Genomic DNA, 16,588 nt, shown 5'->3' with positions numbered 1-16,588 from the left:
CGGGAGAGGACGGCGCCGGTATGGGCTGGGTAACCGACTGGAGTGCGCAGGCTGCCTGCCGCACTACCGATCCGGATGAACTGTTCGTTCAGGGAGCAGCGCAGAACAGGGCCAAGGCGGTGTGCACCGGATGTCCGGTACGCACCGAATGTCTGGCAGACGCGCTCGACAACCGCGTCGAGTTCGGCGTGTGGGGAGGCATGACGGAGCGCGAGCGCCGCGCACTGCTGCGCAGGCGTCCGACGGTGACCTCCTGGCGCCGGCTCCTGGAGACGGCGCGTTCGGAGTACGAACGTGGGGCGGGCATCCTGCCGCTGGACGACGACCAGATCTACGAGAACTACGCGGCCGTGGGCTGAGCACAGCCCTCGGCTCAGGCGTCGGCAGCCTCGGGCAGCTCCGGCCGCTCGGTCGCGAGCCGGTTCCCGATGTCCCGCAGACCCGTCAGGTCGTGCACGTCTCCGGGCAGTGCGGCCACCTCGGTCACCGGCACCTCCGGGTGGAGCGCGGTGAAGCGGTCACGCGTGCGCTGCTCGCGGGAGAGCAGGTGCATGCGTTCCGCATGCAGCCTCAACAGGCGTGCGGTGAGGTCGTCCACGGCCCGGTCCGCTTCGGACGCCGCCGTCCGGTCGGCGTCCGTCGTCGCCGCCCGGTCCGCGTGGGGTTCCGTGGTCCCGGTCGTGTCCACGCCGGCGTCCGGGGTCGTGGCGGTGGCTTTGGCTGTGGCTGTGCCGCTGCCCGTGGTCCGGGCCGCGTCGGGGGCGTGGTCAGCGTCGCTGGTCCGGTCTGCGTCGGTGGGGGCCTCGCGCTCCGGATCAGGTGCGGGTGACACTGAACTGCCTTGCGTGTCGGGAGAGTTACGAAGACCAGCCTTCCCGCCGTCCTGATCCACAATGCCGGGCTCTTCAAGATTTTCCGCGGCGGCGAGCGCCCGCTCGGCGGACAACTGGGCGGCGCCGCTGCCGTGGACGCGGTTGAGGACCAGACCGGCCAGCGGCATGTCCTCGGCGGCCAGCCGCTGCACGAAGTACGCGGCCTCCCGCAGCGCGTCCCGCTCGGGAGCCGCCACCACCAGGAACGCCGTCCCGGGCGCCTGGAGCAGCTTGTACGTGGCGTCCGCGCGCGTACGGAAGCCGCCGAACATCGAGTCCATCGCCGCCACGAACGTCTGCACGTCCTTCAGCAGCTGCCCGCCGAGCAGCTTGCCCAGCGCGCCGGTCATCATCGACATCCCGACGTTCAGGAACTTCATCCCCGCGCGGCCGCCCACCTTCGCCGGCGCGAGCAGGACGCGGATCAGCTTGCCGTCCAGGAACGACCCGAGCCGCTTGGGCGCGTCCAGGAAGTCCAGCGCCGAGCGGGACGGCGGGGTGTCGACGACGATCAGATCCCACTCGTCCCGCGCGCGGAGCTGGCCCAGCTTCTCCATCGCCATGTACTCTTGCGTGCCCGCGAATCCCGCCGACAGGGACTGGTAGAACGGGTTGCCCAGGATCGCGGCGGCCCGGTCCGGGTCGGCGTGCGCCTCGACGATCTCGTCGAAGGTGCGCTTCATGTCGAGCATCATCGCGTGCAGCTCGCCGTCCCCCTCGACGCCCTTCACCCGGCGCGGGGTGTTGTCCAGCGAGTCGATGCCCATGGACTGCGCGAGCCGGCGCGCCGGGTCGATGGTGAGGACGACCACCTTGCGGCCGCGTTCGGCCGCCCTGAGCCCCAGCGCCGCCGCCGTCGTCGTCTTGCCCACGCCGCCCGAGCCGCAGCAGACCACGATGCGGGTCGCCGGGTCGTCGAGCAGCGGGTCGAGCTCCAGCACGGGCGCGGGGGAGAGACGGCGCGGGGCGCTTCCCTGGTCGTGGATCCGGTCCGCACTCATGCGATCCCCTGCTTCCGCAGTTCGTTGGCGAGCTGGTACAGGCCCGCGAGGTCCATGCCCTCGGCGAGCAGCGGCAGTTCGTGCAACGGCAGGCCCAGTTCGTCCAGGACCGCGCGCTGCTCGTGCTCCAGCGCGTACCGCTCCGCGTACTCCTCGGCCTGCGCGAGGAGCGGATCCACCAGCCGCTCGGCGCGCCCGCCGCGTCGCGCCCCGCCCAGCCCCGCAGTGGACAACGACCGGGCGACAGAAGAACGCGTCACGGTCCGTACGAGTTCCAGACCGTCCTCGTCCAACACCTCGGGGCGCACCATGTTGACGATGACCCGGCCCACCGGCAGTTTCGCCGCCCGCAGCTCGGAGATGCCGTCTGCGGTCTCCTGGACGGGCATCTCCTCCAGCAGCGTCACCAGGTGCACGGCCGTCTCCGGCGACTTCAGCACCCGCATCACGGCCTGTGCCTGATTGTGTATCGGGCCGATCCTGGCCAGCCCCGCCACCTCGTCGTTGACGTTCAGGAAGCGGGTGATGCGACCCGTCGGCGGAGCGTCCATGACGACGTAGTCGTACACGAACCGCCCGTTCCTGTCCTTGCGCCGTACCGCCTCGCACGCCTTGCCGGTGAGGAGCACATCCCTCAGCCCGGGCGCGATCGTGGTGGCGAAGTCGATGGCGCCGAGCTTCTTCAGGGCCCGTCCGGCGCCCCCCAGTTTGTAGAACATCTGGAGGTAGTCCAGGAGGGCCAGTTCGGGGTCGATGGCGAGGGCGTACACCTCCCCGCCGCCCGACGCTACGGCGATCTTGCGTTCCTCATAGGGCAACGCCTCCGTCTCGAAGAGCTGTGCGATGCCCTGCCTGCCCTCCACCTCGACGAGGAGCGTGCGCTTCCCCGCCGTGGCGAGGGCGAGCGCGAGGGCCGCGGCGACCGTCGTCTTGCCGGTCCCGCCCTTGCCGCTGACGACCTGGAGCCTGCTCACGTCTTCGAGCGTAACCAGTCGGCGCCCGAGGCGACCGGGAGGCTGTGGACAACGGGGGCGGCAATCGGCCACATGGCCTGGGGAACGGCCCCTCCGGCGGCAGCGGATACAGTCGCCCCATGACCAAGTGGGAATACGCAACCGTGCCGCTGCTCGTCCACGCAACGAAGCAGATTCTGGACACCTGGGGCGAGGACGGCTGGGAGCTCGTCCAGGTCGTGCCCGGGCCGAACAACCCGGAGCAGCTCGTCGCGTACCTGAAGCGGGCGAAGGCGTGAGCGCGGTCGAGGCGAGGCTCGCCGAGCTGGGACTCACCCTGCCGGCGGTCGTGCCGCCGCTGGCCGCCTACCAGCCCGCGGTGCAGTCCGGCCCGTACGTGTACACGGCCGGCCAGCTGCCCATGGTGGAGGGCAAGCTGCCGGTCACCGGCAAGGTCGGCGCCGAGGTCACCCCCGAGGAGGCCAAGGAGCTGGCCCGTACCTGCGCGCTGAACGCCCTGGCCGCCGTCAAGTCGGTCGCGGGCGACCTGGACCGTGTCGCGCGCGTGGTGAAGGTCGTCGGCTTCGTGGCGTCGGCCGCGGACTTCACCGGCCAGCCCGCCGTCCTCAACGGCGCGAGCGAACTGCTGGGCGAGGTCTTCGGCGACAAGGGCGTGCACGCGCGCAGCGCGGTGGGTGTCGCGGTGCTGCCGCTGGACGCGCCGGTGGAGGTCGAGATCCAGGTGGAACTCCTCCCGTAGCGTCCCGGGCGTCCACTTGGGCCGTGGAGGCCCGAGGGCCCTCTTGGGCCGTGGAAGACCGCGGAGGTGTTCTGCGGCGCTCCAGGACCCCAGGAGGGCCTCCCGGGACTTCACCGGGGCCTTGGACGTACCCTGACCTCGGGTACCTCTCGAACATTCGCGCGCCACGGGATAGCCTCGCGCCCATGGCGAATGGGCAGTGGTTCCCCCAGGACTGGCCGGAACGCATCCGCGCGCTCACGGACGGCACGCTCACTCCTGTCGCCCCGAAGCGCGCGGCCACCGTCATGCTCCTCAAGGACACCGACGGCGGCCCTGTCGTCCACATGCTGCGCAGACGCGCCTCCATGGCCTTCGCCGCAGGCGCGTACGCCTATCCGGGCGGCGGCGTCGACCCGCGCGACGACGACCGGCACGTCCGCTGGGCGGGCCCCACGCGCGCGTGGTGGGCCGAGCGCCTGGGCGTCGACGAGACGGCGGCCCAGGCGATCGTCTGCGCGGCCGTGCGTGAGACGTACGAGGAGGCCGGCGTCCTGCTCGCGGGCCCGACCCCGGACTCCGTGGTCAGCGACATCACGGGCGCCGACTGGGAGGCCGACCGGGCCGCGGTGGCCGCCCGCGACCTGTCCTTCGCCGAGTTCCTCGACCGGCGCGGTCTGGTGCTGCGCTCCGACCTCCTCGGCGCCTGGACGCGCTGGATCACTCCCGAGTTCGAGTCGCGGCGCTATGACACCTGGTTCTTCGTGGCCGCGCTCCCCGAGGGCCAGCGCACCCGCAACGCGTCCACGGAGGCCGACCGCACGGTCTGGATCCGCCCGGCGGACGCGGCGGCCTCGTACGACCGGGGCGAGCTGCTGATGATGCCGCCCACCATCGCGACGCTGCGCCGGCTCGTCCCGTACGCCACGGCGGCGCAGGCGCTCGCCGCGGCCCCCGGCCGCGACCTGAGCCCGGTCCTCGCCCAGGCCCGCCTGGAGGACGGCGTGGTCGTGCTGTCCTGGCCGGGACACGACGAGTTCACCAAGCAGATCCCGGCCGCCGCCCCCGGGGAAGGCCCCGCATGACGGCCCCGAGCGCCCGTGCCGTCCCCGTCGCGGACCGCCGCCTCGTCGTGGACGGTCGGCTCGTCCTGGACCGTCGGCTCGTCCCTGACCGGTTGCTCGGTCCGGACCGCCGGCGTGATGCTCCGCCCCGCCCGACGACAGTCTGACGCCCGATGGAAGGCACTCCCGCATGACCGACGCAGCCGCCCTCCCCGGCCAGCCGCGAGGCGGAGTCCTCTCGGGCCCCGCCACCGCGCGCGCGGTCAACGTCCTCGCGCCGAACGCGTCCGCGATGACCCTGGACGGCACCAACACCTGGATCGTCGCCGAGCCCGACTCCGAGCTGGCGGTCGTGATCGACCCGGGCCCGCTGGACGAGGCCCATCTGCGCGCGGTCGTCGACACCGCCGAACGGGCCGGCAAGCGCGTCGCCCTGACCCTGCTGACGCACGGCCACCCTGACCACGCCGAGGGCGCCGTCCGCTTCGCCGGACTGACCGGCACGAAGGTGCGGGCCCTGGACCCGGCGGTGCGGCTCGGCGAGGAGGGCCTGGCCGCCGGGGACGTGGTCAGCGTGGGCGGCCTGGAGCTGCGGGTCGTGCCGACGCCCGGACACACCGCGGACTCCCTGTGCTTCCACCTCCCGGCCGACCAGGCCGTTCTGACGGGTGACACGATCCTCGGCCGCGGCACGACCGTCGTCGCGCACCCTGACGGCCGCCTGGGCGACTATCTGGACTCCCTGCGGCGGCTCAGGTCCCTCACGGTCGACGACGGCGTCCACACCGTCCTGCCGGGCCACGGGCCGGTCCTGGAGGACGCCCAGGGCGCCGTCGAGTTCTATCTCGCCCACCGCGCCCACCGGCTCGCCCAGGTCGAGACGGCCGTCGAGAACGGCCGCAGCGATCCCGCCGACGTCGTCGCCCACGTGTACGCCGACGTGGACCGCTCCCTGTGGCCTGCGGCGGAGCTGTCGGTGCGCGCCCAGCTGGAGTACCTGACGGAGCACGGGCTCATCTAGAGCCCTGTCCCGGGCCTCCTCGCCCGGGCCTCCTCGGGCCTGCGCGCCTTCACGCCGTGCACGCGCGCGTACTCGTCGGCGAGCCAGGGGCCGAGGTCGTCCACGTAGGACGAGAGGACGGCGCGGTCGCCCCGCGGCTCGTAGCCGAGGACGGCTGCCGTCCGCACCTGCTCCGCGCGCGTGGGGTAGTACGCGCCGAACGCGTCCGCCATCTCGTGCAGGTCGCTCGTCCAGCCCTTCCAGCGGGGCATGACGAGGGTGAACGCCGTGCGCACGAGGTGCCGGGACATGAACCGCACCAGAGGCCGCAGGGCCGCCTCGGCGCCGTCCGTCGAGGCGATGCGCTCGCGCCAGCGCGGCAGGAACAGGGCGAGGTCGCCGTTGGTCTCGCGCGCGAGCAGCGTGTCGGGGCGGTAGCGGGGCAGGCGTTCGGCGAGGTCCTCACCGAGGAGCGGGGTGCACAGACAGGCGATGAAGAACCCCAGGTCGTGCGTCTCCAGATCGCTCAGCAGGCGGCCACGGCCGAAGAGCAGCGCTCCGCCGCCGTCGATCTGCGGAAACTCCTCGTCGAGGCTCTGGATCAGGGCGCGTCCCGCGGCCCGGTCCGCTTCGGTGGGCTCCTCGCGAGTCGCGATCAACAGGTCGACGTCGCTGCGTCCCACGCGCGCGGTGCCGCGGGGAATCGAACCGTTGACGTACGCGCTGTGCAGCCGCGCCCCGAAGAGGCCCGGGATCCGCTCCCGGGCCGCTGCGACGACCGGCTGGAAATCGTGCGTCACGCGCGCGAGGGAGCCCTCGCGGGCGATGTACCCCTGGGCGTCGAGGCCTCGGGAGGAAACCGCTTCGGTCATGGGGGTCCGGGGCCGGAAGGCGGGTGCTAGCGCGACCGCTTGGCCAGTCGCTCCACGTCCAGCAGGATGACCGCGCGCGCCTCCAGGCGCAGCCAGCCGCGCTGGGCGAAGTCGGCCAGCGCCTTGTTCACGGTCTCGCGCGACGCGCCGACGAGCTGCGCCAGCTCCTCCTGCGTGAGGTCGTGGACGACGTGGATGCCCTCCTCGGACTGCACGCCGAAGCGGCGGGACAGGTCCAGCAGGGCGCGGGCCACGCGACCGGGGACGTCCGAGAAGACCAGGTCGGACATGGCGTCGTTGGTCTTGCGCAGACGCCGGGCGACGGCGCGCAGCAGCGCGGTGGCCACCTCGGGGCGGGCGTTCAGCCAGGGCTGGAGGTCGCCGTGGCCGAGGCCGAGGAGCTTGACCTCGGTGAGGGCGGTGGCGGTCGCCGTGCGCGGGCCCGGGTCGAAGAGCGACAGCTCTCCGATCAGCTCGCTGGGGCCCACCACGGCCAGCATGTTCTCCCGGCCGTCCGGGGACGTGCGGTGGAGCTTGACCTTGCCCTCGGTGACGACGTAGAGCCGGTCACCGGGGTCGCCTTCGTGGAACAGGGAGTCGCCACGGGCCAGGGTCACCTCGCTCATGGAGGCGCGCAGTTCGGCGGCCTGCTCGTCGTCGAGGGCCGCGAAGAGCGGGTTGCGCCGCAGGACGTCGTCCACGAGTTCTCTCCTTGTCGACCTGCTCAGGGGATCTTGCTCCCCGCGTACCAGGGGTCCGTGTTCCCCGTTTTGCCGGGCGGTCCAAACAGTGTGATCTGTCACAAGGATGCCGCACAGGTGTCCTGGGGTAAGCGGCAGGGGTCCAATTGGGGGCCGATCTTCAGGGTCCGGGGCGGATGTCCGTGTCGGGCTTTAGGCTGGCCGAGTGTCCAAAACGCCGGTGAGAGCACAGGCCTAGGGGGCTGGGCGGGTGGTTGCACGTCGCGTTTCCGCTGTGGGCGAACAGGACTCCGGTGGTGGTAGGAAAACGGCAAAGGTGACAAACGAGATGCCTGCGAAGAAAGCGGCCGACGACGCGAGGACGACCGCCGGGAAAACCGCGGACGGGAAGGCCGCCGACAAGCCCGTGGTCGCGAAGGCGGCGCCGAAGAAGTCGGCCGCGAAGAAGGTCGCCGGGGACGGCGGCGCCGAGAAGGGCGTCGTCGGGAAGTCGGCAGCGGCGAAAGCCGCCGTCGGCAAGCCGGAGTCGCGCACCGCTCTCGTGCGCCGCGCGCGCCGCATCAACCGCGAACTCGCCGAGATCTACCCCTACGCCCACCCCGAGCTCGACTTCGAGAACCCCTTTCAGCTGGTGATCGCCACGGTCCTGTCCGCCCAGACCACCGACCTCCGGGTGAACCAGACGACCCCCGCCCTGTTCGCCGCGTACCCCACCCCGGAGGATCTGGCGGCCGCGGACCCGGAGCGGGTCGAGGAGATCCTGCGCCCCACCGGTTTCTTCCGGGCCAAGACCAGGTCGGTGATAGGCCTCTCCAAGGCCCTGGTGGAGGAGTTCGGCGGCGAGGTCCCGGGGCGGCTGGAAGACCTGGTGAAGCTGCCCGGCGTCGGCCGCAAGACCGCCTTCGTGGTGCTGGGCAACGCGTTCGGCCGGCCCGGGATCACCGTGGACACCCACTTCCAGCGGCTCGTGCGGCGCTGGAAGTGGACCGAGCAGACCGAGCCCGACAAGATCGAGGCCGCCGTCGGCGCGCTCTTCCCGAAGAGCGAGTGGACGATGCTCTCGCACCACGTGATCTTCCACGGCCGCCGCATCTGCCACGCCCGCAAGCCGGCCTGCGGCGCCTGCCCCATCGCCCCGCTCTGCCCGGCCTACGGCGAGGGCGAGACGGACCCCGAGAAGGCGAAGAAGCTCCTGAAATACGAGAAGGGCGGCTTCCCCGGCCAGCGTCTGAACCCGCCCCGGTCGTACCTGGACGCGGGCGGCCGGCCGGCCCCGCCGCTGGGGGCCGGATGACGGCAGGACGGCCGACGGCGGGACCGGCAGCACCCCGGGCCGACGCCGGACGGACGGCACGGGTGACGGCGGAGCCGACGACGGGACGGACCGCAGCACGGACCGCAGGACATGCGGTGGGACGGGCGGTGGGACCGATGCCGCCGGGCCTCGTGGGAGCCGGCACCGGAGCGGTCGCGGCGGCGGGGACGGCGGAGGCGGACGCGCGGCGGCCCGCGGAACGATCTGTCGGTATTCGGGCGTTGTACTCGGCAGAACGGGGGGTGGTGTGAGGATGACGCGCACAAGCGGTACCCAGGGCGGTCCGGTGTCTCTCAGCAAGGAGGGCCTGCCCGCCTGGCTGGACCCGGTGGTGCACGCGGTGGAGACGGTCCGGCCGCGCCAGCTCAGCCGCTTCCTGCCGCCGGAGGACGGCGCGGGTCGCCAGTCGGCGGTCCTGATCCTTTTCGGCGAGGGCGAGCGCGGCCCCGAGCTGCTGCTCATGGAGCGGGCGAGCTCCCTGCGCTCCCACGCCGGCCAACCCTCCTTCCCGGGCGGCGCCCTGGATCCGGAGGACGGCGATCCGCACGGTGACGGGCCGCTGAGGGCTGCTCTGCGCGAGGCGGAGGAGGAGACGGGCCTCGATCCGTCCGGCGTCCAGCTCTTCGGCGCGCTGCCCAAGCTGTACATCCCGGTCAGCCAGTTCGTCGTCACGCCGGTCCTGGGCTGGTGGCGCAAGCCGAGCCCGGTGGGCGTCGTCGATCCCGGCGAGACGGCCCGTGTCTTCACGGTCCCCGTGGCGGATCTCACGAATCCGGCCAACCGGGCCACGACCGTGCATCCCAGCGGTCACCGCGGCCCGGCATTCCTGGTCGAATCCGCTCTTGTGTGGGGATTCACGGCCGGTGTCATCGACCGCCTGCTGCACTTCGCGGGCTGGGAGGTCCCCTGGGACCGGCAGAAGCAGGTCCCGCTCGACTGGCGGTCATGACAGGGTGATCCCCGTGAATGTGCTGGACATCCTGTTGCTGGTCGCGGCCGTCTGGTTCGCGGTCGTGGGCTACCGCCAGGGCTTCGTCGTCGGCATCCTGTCGGTGATCGGTTTCCTGGGCGGCGGCCTCGTCGCCGTCTACCTGCTGCCCGTGATCTGGGACGCCCTGACCGAGAACTCCGAGGTGAGCACCACGGCCGCCGTCGTCGCGGTCATCGTCGTGATCGTCTGCGCCTCGATCGGCCAGGCTCTCACCACCCACCTCGGCAACAAGCTGCGCCGGTACATCACCTGGTCGCCGGCCCGCGCGCTGGACGCCACGGGCGGCGCACTCGTCAACGTGGTCGCGATGCTGCTGGTCGCGTGGCTGATCGGATCCGCCCTCGCCGGCACCACCCTGCCGACGCTGGGCAAGGAGGTCCGCAGCTCCAACGTGCTGCAGGGCGTGTCCCGGGCGCTGCCCGACCAGGCCGACACCTGGTTCGCCGACTTCTCCTCCGTCCTGGCGCAGAACGGTTTCCCGCAGGTCTTCAGCCCGTTCTCCAACGAGCCGATCACCGACGTCCAGCCGCCCGACCCGGCCCTGACCAAGAGCGCGGTGGCCACGCGCGCGCGGCGCTCCATCGTCAAGGTCATGGGCACCGCGGAGAGCTGCGGCAAGGTCCTGGAGGGCACCGGCTTCGTCTTCGGCGAGCGTCGCGTCATGACCAACGCGCACGTCGTGGGCGGCGTCGACGAGCCGACCGTCCAGATAGGCGGCGAGGGCCGCAAGTACGACGCCAAGGTCGTCCTGTACGACTGGAAGCGGGACATCGCCATCCTCGACGTACCGGAACTCGACGCGCCCGCGCTGCAGTTCTCCACCGACGACGCGGCGAGCGGCGACGGCGCGATCGTGGCCGGCTTCCCGGAGAACGGGTCGTACGACGTGCGGGCCGCGCGGGTACGCGGTCGCATCACCGCCAACGGCCCGGACATCTACCACCGCGGCACCGTGCGCCGTGACGTGTACTCGCTGTACGCGATCGTCCGTCAGGGCAACTCCGGAGGCCCGTTGCTCACCACCGGGGGCAAGGTGTACGGCGTGGTCTTCGCGAAGTCACTCGACGACGCCGAGACCGGCTACGCCCTCACCGCCGACGAGATCCGCCAGGACATCACGGCGGGCCGGACGGCCGGTCAGCAGGTCGACAGCGACAGCTGCGCCCTGTGAGGAATTTCGCGCGGGCCCTGGGCCGTTCGGGTGATCAGCCTCGCGGGTGACGCAGGCGGACCGACACCCAGCGGGCCCGGCGACGCAGGATGCGCGGGATTCCCACGCGCAGATCGGTACCCGGCAGCTGCGGGTCGGCACCTCGCTGGTGGGGGCTCAGGCCACTGGCCGAGCGGCGGGTGCGTGCTGCGTCACTGTAGTCGTGCGTCCAGCCCATACCCGGACGTCTGCCCCTGCCCCAAGGTCGATAACCGCCCTCAGGGCCGCCAATTGGCCTATGCGTCGGGCATTTGGCTGTTCGTAGTACAGACGTTCAGATCCGGATACCGGGCGCTGTCGATCTGTCACCGATCGGGTTCGGGATCCTTCAACCAATTGACCAGTTCGGTGGAGAAAGCGACCGGATCCTCTTCGTGCGGGAAGTGTCCGAGTCCGTCGAACAGCCGCCAGCGGTACGGCGCTTCGACGTACTCGCCGGAGCCCGCCGCGCTGCGGGTGCGCATCACCGGATCGAGGGAGCCGTGCAGATGCAGCGTGGGCACCCGCACGGGCCGCTTCATGCGCCGGTAGAACTGGACGCCGTCCGGACGGGCCAGGGAGCGCACCAGCCAGCGATACGGCTCGACGGCGCAGTGCGCGGTGGAGGGGATGCACATCGCGCGCCGGTACGTCTCCACCGCCTCGTCGTCCGGGAGCGTCGGCCCGGACCAGTCCCGGATCAGCCGGCCCACCAGCTCGCCGTCGTCGGCGGTGAGCCGGCGCTCGGGGATCCACGGCCGCTGGAACCCCCAGATGTGGGAACTCGCGGAGGTCTGCCGGACGTCGGCGAGCATCGCCGATCGCCAGCGCCGGGGATGGGGCATGGAGGCGACCGCGAGTCGGCGGACGAGCTTGGGCCGCATCACGGCCGCCGTCCACGCCAGGTAGCCGCCGAGGTCGTGGCCGACGAGCGCGGCGTCCGGCTCGCCCAGGGAGCGGATCACGCCCGTGATGTCGAGGGCGAGGTTGGCCGGGTCGTACCCGCGGGGCGTGCGGTCGCTGCCGCCCACGCCCCGCAGGTCCATCGCGACGGCCCGGAAGCCCGCGTCGGCCAGGGCCACCAGCTGATGCCGCCAGGTCCACCAGAACTGCGGAAAGCCGTGGACGAGCATGACCAGCGGACCGTCGCCCATCTCCGCGATGTGGAACCGCGCGCCGTTCGCGGCGACCTCGCGGTGGGTGACCGGCGCGCCGAAGACGGCGTCCGGCCGTACGACCGAAGCGGGCTGGGCCGGAGGGGTGGTGCCGTCGGGGTCCGTCATGACGATGAGCGTGCCACAGCCTCGATGGCCGCCGGGACCCGGTCCTGCGCGAGTTCGGGCCGCGGGTGCGGCTTGGCGTTCTGCAGGACGCCCGCCGACTCCTTCATGGACGCGGCGACCTTCTGCGGGCCCTTGCTCTTCTGCGCCTTCTTCGCGAAGACCACGCCGATCAGCACGAGGACCAGCGCGACCAGCACGTTCGCCGCGAAGGACAGCAGGAAGCAGACCGCGAGGTTCCAGTGGCTCCACGTCCGGATGCCGTACGCCAGGGCGAAGTTCAGCATCGGCAGCGAGAACACCAGCACCGCGCCGGCCACCGAGAAGGCCCCGCCGCTCACCGCGCCGCGCTTGACGTCCTGCTTCAGCTGGGCCTTCGCCAGCGCGATCTCGTCGTGCACCAGCGCCGACAACTCGGTCGTCGCCGAGGCGAACAGCTGGCCGATGCTGCGTTCGGCGCCGACCGGGCTGCCGTCGGGTGCGCTCATCGCGTTCTCCCATTCATGCTGCTCTGTGTTTCTGACTTCTTTTGTACCGTCCCGTCAGATCATGCCGGACGGTCGTCGTCCTCGCCTGCCCCGCCCGGTACTTCGGCAAGCCCGTGGCGCGCGGCGTCGTCCTCGCGGGCGAGCCGGCGGGTGATCTCCGCGGCGATCCGGCGGTGCTCCGCGGCCTTGCCGTCGTGGATGTCCGCCATGCGCAGGTGGTACGACGGGTCGTCCTGCTCGTAGACGTCGGGGATGCCGTCGAGGTCCTCGTCGCGCTCCTCGTTCTCGCACATCCGGCGGTACTTGGCGTTGCGCAGCTTCAGCAGGACCGTCGCCAGGCTCGCCGCGATCACCGACCCCAGCAGGACGGCGGCCTTGGCCTCGTCGGTCAGGACCGGGTCGCTCTCGAAGGCCAGCTCCCCGATCAGCAGCGAGACGGTGAAGCCGATGCCGGCGAGGGACGCGACGGCGAAGACGTCCGGCCAGGCGAGGTCCTCGCTGAGCGAGGCACGGGTGAATCGGGCCGTCAGCCAGGTTCCGCCGAAGATGCCGACCGTCTTGCCGACGACGAGACCGAGGACGACGCCCAGCGTCTCCGGCTTGCCGAACACGTCCGCCAGGGCCTGGCCCGAGATCGTCACACCGGCGCTGAACAGGGCGAACAGCGGGACCGCGAGACCGGCGGAGAGCGGTCGCACGAGATGCTCGATCCGCTCGCCGGGGGAGCGCTCCTCGCCCTCGCGCGTCGTGCAGCGCAGCATCAGGCCCATCGCGACGCCGGCGACCGTGGCGTGCACACCGCTGTTGTACATCAGGGCCCAGATCACGAGCGCGAGCGGCAGGTAGACGTACCAGCCGCGTACCCCCCGGCGCAGCAGCACCCAGAACACGAGGAGCCCGGCGACCGCGCCGGCCAGCGCCGCGAAGTCGATGGTGCTCGTGAAGAACACCGCGATGATCAGGATGGCGAACAGGTCGTCGACGACGGCGAGAGTGAGCAGGAAGGCGCGCAGGGCACTCGGCAGGGACGTGCCGATGACGGCCAGCACGGCGAGGGCGAACGCGATGTCGGTGGCCGTGGGCACGGCCCAACCGGCCAGGGAGCCGCCGCCGGTGAGGCTGGTGAGCGTGTAGACGAGCGCCGGCACGGCCATACCGCACAGCGCGGCCACCACGGGGAGCGCGGCCGCCCGGGGGTCCTTGAGGTCGCCGGCGACGAGTTCGCGCTTGAGCTCGATGCCGGCGACGAAGAAGAAGACGGCGAGCAGTCCGTCGGCCGCCCAGTGGGCGACGGACAGGTGCAGTCCGAGGGCCTCGGGGCCCAGGTGGAAGTCGCTGAGGCTCTCGTAGCTGTCGTGCAGCGCCGGGATGTTCGCCCAGACCAGCGCGGCGACGGCGGCGACGAGCAGCAGCACGCCGCCGACGGTCTCGGTGCGCAGCGCCTCCGCGACGAAGTTCCGTTCGGGGAGGGAGAGCCGCCCGAGAACGTTGCGGGGGTTCGGGGTGCGGGGGGCGGTCACGGCGGCGGCCTCCGGTCGGTGGGCAGGACAGAGCGACTTGCCGACCAGACTTCCCGGCGCACCTTGAACGTCACGTTGTTTTGTTTAGTTTACCTAAAAGGCAGCCCGGGGCGTCGGGCGGCATCCGGCACCTTTCACGGTAGGCGCAAAAAGGGTGCCACGCCGCTTCGCTCTGCTTCAGGACGTCTCGTACTGCTTCATGGCGACTCGGGCTGCTTCACGGCACTCGGGGTGTCGGGCCGTGTCGTGCGGCTTGGTGCCGCTTCATGCCGTGTCGTGCCGCAGCGTGCCGCTTCGAGAGGGGCGCCTTTCGGTGAGGCGCGGCAGCCTTCCGCGGTTTCCGGCGGGCTGGAGGACCGGCCGGCCAGGGGGGTGCGGGCCCGGAGGTCGTCCGGGGGTGCGGCGCGGGAGGTCCGGGGGCCGGGCTTCAGTGCTCGGCCCCCGGGTGCTCTGTCCCGCCGGGGGTCAGTCCTCGCTCGGGGACGCCGGAAGCTTCGCCTGAATGAGGTCCATGACCGTGGAGTCGGTCAGGGTGGTGACGTCACCCAGCTGACGGTTCTCCGCCACGTCCCGCAGCAGCCGCCGCATGATCTTGCCGGAGCGTGTCTTCGGCAGCTCGGCGACCGGCAGGATCCGCTTCGGTTTGGCGATCGGGCCGAGCGTGGCCCCGACGTGGTTGCGCAGGTCGGCGACGAGCTGCTCGTCCTCGGCGTTCGCCGTGCCGCGCAGGATGACGAAGGCCACGATGGCCTGCCCGGTCGTCTCGTCCATCGCGCCCACGACAGCCGCCTCGGCGACGGACGGATGGGACACGAGCGCCGACTCGACCTCCGTGGTGGAGATGTTGTGGCCCGACACGAGCATGACGTCGTCGACGCGCCCGAGGAGCCAGATGTCCCCGTCGTCGTCCTTCTTCGCGCCGTCGCCGGCGAAGTACCTGCCCTCGAAGCGCGCCCAGTACGTGTCGAGGAACCGCTGGTCGTCGCCCCAGATGGTCCGCAGCATCGACGGCCACGGCTCGGTGAGGACCAGATAGCCGCCACCGCCGTCGGGCACCTCGTTCGCCTCGTCGTCGACGACCGTCGCGCAGATGCCGGGCAGCGGAGTCTGCGCGGAACCCGGCTTCGTCGCCGTCACGCCCGGCAGCGGCGAGATCATCATCGCGCCGGTCTCGGTCTGCCACCAGGTGTCCACGACGGGCGTCCGGTCGGCGCCGATGTGCTTGCGGTACCAGATCCACGCTTCGGGGTTGATCGGCTCGCCGACCGAGCCCAGCACCCGCAGGCTGCTGAGGTCGAACTTCGCGGGGATGTCGTCGCCCCACTTCATGAACGTGCGGATGGCGGTCGGCGCCGTGTACAGGATCGTCACCCCGTACTTCTGCACGATCTCCCAGAACCGGCCCTGGTGCGGCGTGTCCGGCGTGCCCTCGTACATGACCTGCGTCGCGCCGTTCGCCAGCGGTCCGTAGACGATGTACGAGTGCCCGGTGACCCAGCCGACGTCGGCGGTGCACCAGTACACGTCGGTCTCCGGCTTGAGGTCGAAGACCGCGTGGTGCGTGTACGCGGTCTGCGTGAGGTAGCCGCCGGAGGTGTGCAGGATGCCCTTAGGCTTCCCCGTGGTGCCCGAGGTGTACAGGATGAACAGCGGGTGCTCGGCCTCGAACGCCTCGGGTGTGTGCTCCGTCGACTGACGGTCCACCGCCTCGTGCCACCACACGTCGCGGCCCTCGGTCCAGGCGACGTCCTGGCCGGTGCGCCGCACCACGAGCACATGCCGGACGTTGTCCACGCGCGTGACCGCGTCGTCGACGGCCGGCTTCAGCGCCGACGGCTTGCCGCGCCGGTAACCGCCGTCGGACGTGATGACGACCTTGGCGTCCGCGTCCTGGATGCGGGTGGCCAGCGCGTCCGCCGAGAAGCCGCCGAAGACGACGGAGTGCGCGGCGCCGATCCGCGCGCAGGCCAGCATCGCGATCGCCGTCTCCGGGATCATCGGCATGTAGACCGCGACCCGGTCGCCCTTCCGGACGCCCAGCTCCAGCAGCGCGTTGGCCGCCTTCGACACCTCGTCCTTGAGCTCGGCGTAGGTGATGGCGCGGCTGTCGCCCGGCTCGCCCTCGAAGTGGATGGCGACGCGCTCGCCGTGCCCGGCCTCCACATGACGGTCGACGCAGTTGTAGGCGACGTTCAGTTCGCCGTCCTTGAACCACTTGGCGAACGGCGGGTTCGACCAGTCCAGCGTCTCCGTCGGCTCCTTGGCCCAGGCGAGTCGGCGGGCCTGCTCGGCCCAGAAGCCGAGCCTGTCAGCCTTGGCCTGCTCGTACGCCTCCGCCGTGACGTTGGCGTGAGCCGCCAGGTCGGCGGGCGGCGCGAACCTGCGCTCTTCCTTGAGCAGGTTGGAAAGTGAGGGAGATTCGCTCATACGCCACTCTCCTCCCTCGGCAGGTTGGCCAGGCTCTCGTTGCTCACGACATCTCCCTTTCGAAGGGTGTCCGTGTCCGTTGTGTCCCAGGCCACAGCTCATCAGACCCAGGGGCCTGGTGACAAGGGCCGCCGACGGATTGGTTTAGACCTCTGTTGAGTGCTGCCCCTGCTGCT

17 protein-coding genes are annotated in these 16,588 nt (G+C 71.4%); 8 read left to right on the top strand and 9 right to left on the bottom strand.

Annotated features, from left to right (window positions below):
• Window positions 1-20: 20 nt before the first annotated feature.
• A complete protein-coding gene (gene wblA, locus Sri02f_RS23760; RefSeq protein ID WP_062651442.1) occupies window positions 21-359 on the top strand; it encodes a transcriptional regulator WblA in 339 nt (112 codons plus the stop codon).
• Window positions 360-373: 14 nt separating this feature from the next.
• On the opposite strand, the gene bagB is transcribed toward wblA, so the two are convergent.
• Both bagB and bagA read right to left on the bottom strand, forming a co-directional pair.
• Window positions 374-1,873 (bottom strand): ATPase BagB, encoded by a 1,500-nt coding sequence (gene bagB, locus Sri02f_RS23755; protein ID WP_109003329.1) that lies wholly within the window; start codon window positions 1,871-1,873, stop codon window positions 374-376.
• On the bottom strand, window positions 1,870-2,847 hold the full coding sequence (gene bagA / locus Sri02f_RS23750; protein WP_109003328.1) for an ATPase BagA: 978 nt from the start codon (window positions 2,845-2,847) through the stop codon (window positions 1,870-1,872). The genes bagB and bagA overlap by 4 nt, the downstream gene beginning before the upstream one ends.
• A gap of 119 nt (window positions 2,848-2,966) precedes the next feature.
• On the opposite strand from bagA, the gene sp36 reads away from it, so the two are divergent.
• The 4 genes from sp36 (at window position 2,967) to Sri02f_RS23730 (ending at window position 5,650) form a co-directional block, all read left to right on the top strand.
• The gene (gene sp36 / locus Sri02f_RS23745; RefSeq protein WP_020129281.1) at window positions 2,967-3,125 is read left to right on the top strand and encodes a Sp36 family protein; all 159 of its coding nucleotides are present in this window, start codon (window positions 2,967-2,969) and stop codon (window positions 3,123-3,125) included.
• Window positions 3,122-3,586: a RidA family protein gene (locus tag Sri02f_RS23740; RefSeq protein ID WP_109003327.1), complete on the top strand. Its 465-nt coding sequence runs from the start codon at window positions 3,122-3,124 to the stop codon at window positions 3,584-3,586. The genes sp36 and Sri02f_RS23740 overlap by 4 nt, the downstream gene beginning before the upstream one ends.
• A gap of 185 nt (window positions 3,587-3,771) precedes the next feature.
• Window positions 3,772-4,650, top strand: a complete 879-nt coding sequence (locus tag Sri02f_RS23735) for an NUDIX hydrolase (protein ID WP_109003326.1) — start codon at window positions 3,772-3,774, stop codon at window positions 4,648-4,650.
• A 169-nt stretch (window positions 4,651-4,819) separates the two neighbouring features.
• Complete coding sequence (locus Sri02f_RS23730) at window positions 4,820-5,650, top strand: MBL fold metallo-hydrolase (RefSeq protein ID WP_109003325.1); 831 nt, start codon at window positions 4,820-4,822, stop codon at window positions 5,648-5,650.
• On the opposite strand, the gene Sri02f_RS23725 is transcribed toward Sri02f_RS23730, so the two are convergent.
• Both Sri02f_RS23725 and Sri02f_RS23720 read right to left on the bottom strand, forming a co-directional pair.
• Window positions 5,647-6,501 (bottom strand): nucleotidyltransferase domain-containing protein, encoded by an 855-nt coding sequence (locus tag Sri02f_RS23725; protein ID WP_109003324.1) that lies wholly within the window; start codon window positions 6,499-6,501, stop codon window positions 5,647-5,649. The genes Sri02f_RS23730 and Sri02f_RS23725 overlap by 4 nt on opposite strands.
• A 26-nt stretch (window positions 6,502-6,527) precedes the next feature.
• Entirely contained in the window at window positions 6,528-7,202 is a 675-nt protein-coding gene (locus Sri02f_RS23720; RefSeq protein WP_020129286.1) for a Crp/Fnr family transcriptional regulator, read from the bottom strand.
• Between the two features lie 328 nt (window positions 7,203-7,530).
• Between Sri02f_RS23720 and nth the strand changes: the two genes are divergently transcribed.
• The 3 genes from nth (at window position 7,531) to Sri02f_RS23705 (ending at window position 10,679) form a co-directional block, all read left to right on the top strand.
• Complete coding sequence (nth, locus tag Sri02f_RS23715; RefSeq protein ID WP_109003323.1) at window positions 7,531-8,496, top strand: endonuclease III; 966 nt, start codon at window positions 7,531-7,533, stop codon at window positions 8,494-8,496.
• Between the two features lie 274 nt (window positions 8,497-8,770).
• Window positions 8,771-9,466 carry an NUDIX hydrolase gene (locus Sri02f_RS23710; RefSeq protein ID WP_109003322.1) on the top strand — a complete coding sequence of 232 codons (696 nt, stop codon included), beginning with the start codon at window positions 8,771-8,773 and terminating at the stop codon, window positions 9,464-9,466.
• Window positions 9,467-9,479: 13 nt separating this feature from the next.
• Window positions 9,480-10,679, top strand: coding sequence for a MarP family serine protease (locus Sri02f_RS23705; RefSeq protein ID WP_109003471.1), 1,200 nt, complete (start codon window positions 9,480-9,482; stop codon window positions 10,677-10,679).
• A 34-nt stretch (window positions 10,680-10,713) separates the two neighbouring features.
• Here the strand turns inward: Sri02f_RS23705 and Sri02f_RS42990 are convergent, their stop codons facing one another.
• The 5 genes from Sri02f_RS42990 to acs form a co-directional block, all read right to left on the bottom strand.
• Window positions 10,714-10,896 carry a hypothetical protein gene (locus Sri02f_RS42990; protein WP_109003321.1) on the bottom strand — a complete coding sequence of 61 codons (183 nt, stop codon included), beginning with the start codon at window positions 10,894-10,896 and terminating at the stop codon, window positions 10,714-10,716.
• 127 nt (window positions 10,897-11,023) lie between these two features.
• A complete protein-coding gene (locus tag Sri02f_RS23695; RefSeq protein ID WP_109003320.1) occupies window positions 11,024-11,980 on the bottom strand; it encodes an alpha/beta fold hydrolase in 957 nt (318 codons plus the stop codon).
• On the bottom strand, window positions 11,977-12,465 hold the full coding sequence (locus Sri02f_RS23690; RefSeq protein WP_109003319.1) for a phage holin family protein: 489 nt from the start codon (window positions 12,463-12,465) through the stop codon (window positions 11,977-11,979). The genes Sri02f_RS23695 and Sri02f_RS23690 overlap by 4 nt, the downstream gene beginning before the upstream one ends.
• A 59-nt stretch (window positions 12,466-12,524) precedes the next feature.
• On the bottom strand, window positions 12,525-13,985 hold the full coding sequence (nhaA, locus tag Sri02f_RS23685; protein ID WP_109003318.1) for a Na+/H+ antiporter NhaA: 1,461 nt from the start codon (window positions 13,983-13,985) through the stop codon (window positions 12,525-12,527).
• Window positions 13,986-14,450: 465 nt separating this feature from the next.
• Entirely contained in the window at window positions 14,451-16,412 is a 1,962-nt protein-coding gene (gene acs / locus Sri02f_RS23680; protein ID WP_109003317.1) for an acetate--CoA ligase, read from the bottom strand.
• Between the last annotated feature and the right edge of the window lie 176 nt (window positions 16,413-16,588).

The organism is Streptomyces rishiriensis (assembly GCF_003112535.1).
Lineage (GTDB): Bacteria > Actinomycetota > Actinomycetes > Streptomycetales > Streptomycetaceae > Streptomyces > Streptomyces rishiriensis.
The sequence above is the reverse complement of the archived record's forward strand: the minus strand, read 5'-3'. Positions and strand labels throughout refer to the sequence as shown.

What these genes read in the sequence shown, in the direction of transcription:
- Sri02f_RS23730 (WP_109003325.1), top strand. Translation starts at nt 4,820, where the DNA reads ATGACCGACGCAGCCGCCCTCCCCGGCCAGCCGCGAGGCGGAGTCCTC.
- Sri02f_RS23725 (WP_109003324.1), bottom strand. Translation starts at nt 6,501, where the DNA reads ATGACCGAAGCGGTTTCCTCCCGAGGCCTCGACGCCCAGGGGTACATC.
- acs (WP_109003317.1), bottom strand. Translation starts at nt 16,412, where the DNA reads ATGAGCGAATCTCCCTCACTTTCCAACCTGCTCAAGGAAGAGCGCAGG.
- wblA (WP_062651442.1), top strand. Translation starts at nt 21, where the DNA reads ATGGGCTGGGTAACCGACTGGAGTGCGCAGGCTGCCTGCCGCACTACC.
- bagB (WP_109003329.1), bottom strand. Translation starts at nt 1,873, where the DNA reads ATGAGTGCGGACCGGATCCACGACCAGGGAAGCGCCCCGCGCCGTCTC.
- sp36 (WP_020129281.1), top strand. Translation starts at nt 2,967, where the DNA reads ATGACCAAGTGGGAATACGCAACCGTGCCGCTGCTCGTCCACGCAACG.
- Sri02f_RS23735 (WP_109003326.1), top strand. Translation starts at nt 3,772, where the DNA reads ATGGCGAATGGGCAGTGGTTCCCCCAGGACTGGCCGGAACGCATCCGC.
- Sri02f_RS23690 (WP_109003319.1), bottom strand. Translation starts at nt 12,465, where the DNA reads ATGAGCGCACCCGACGGCAGCCCGGTCGGCGCCGAACGCAGCATCGGC.
- Sri02f_RS23710 (WP_109003322.1), top strand. Translation starts at nt 8,771, where the DNA reads ATGACGCGCACAAGCGGTACCCAGGGCGGTCCGGTGTCTCTCAGCAAG.
- Sri02f_RS42990 (WP_109003321.1), bottom strand. Translation starts at nt 10,896, where the DNA reads ATGGGCTGGACGCACGACTACAGTGACGCAGCACGCACCCGCCGCTCG.
- nth (WP_109003323.1), top strand. Translation starts at nt 7,531, where the DNA reads ATGCCTGCGAAGAAAGCGGCCGACGACGCGAGGACGACCGCCGGGAAA.
- Sri02f_RS23695 (WP_109003320.1), bottom strand. Translation starts at nt 11,980, where the DNA reads ATGACGGACCCCGACGGCACCACCCCTCCGGCCCAGCCCGCTTCGGTC.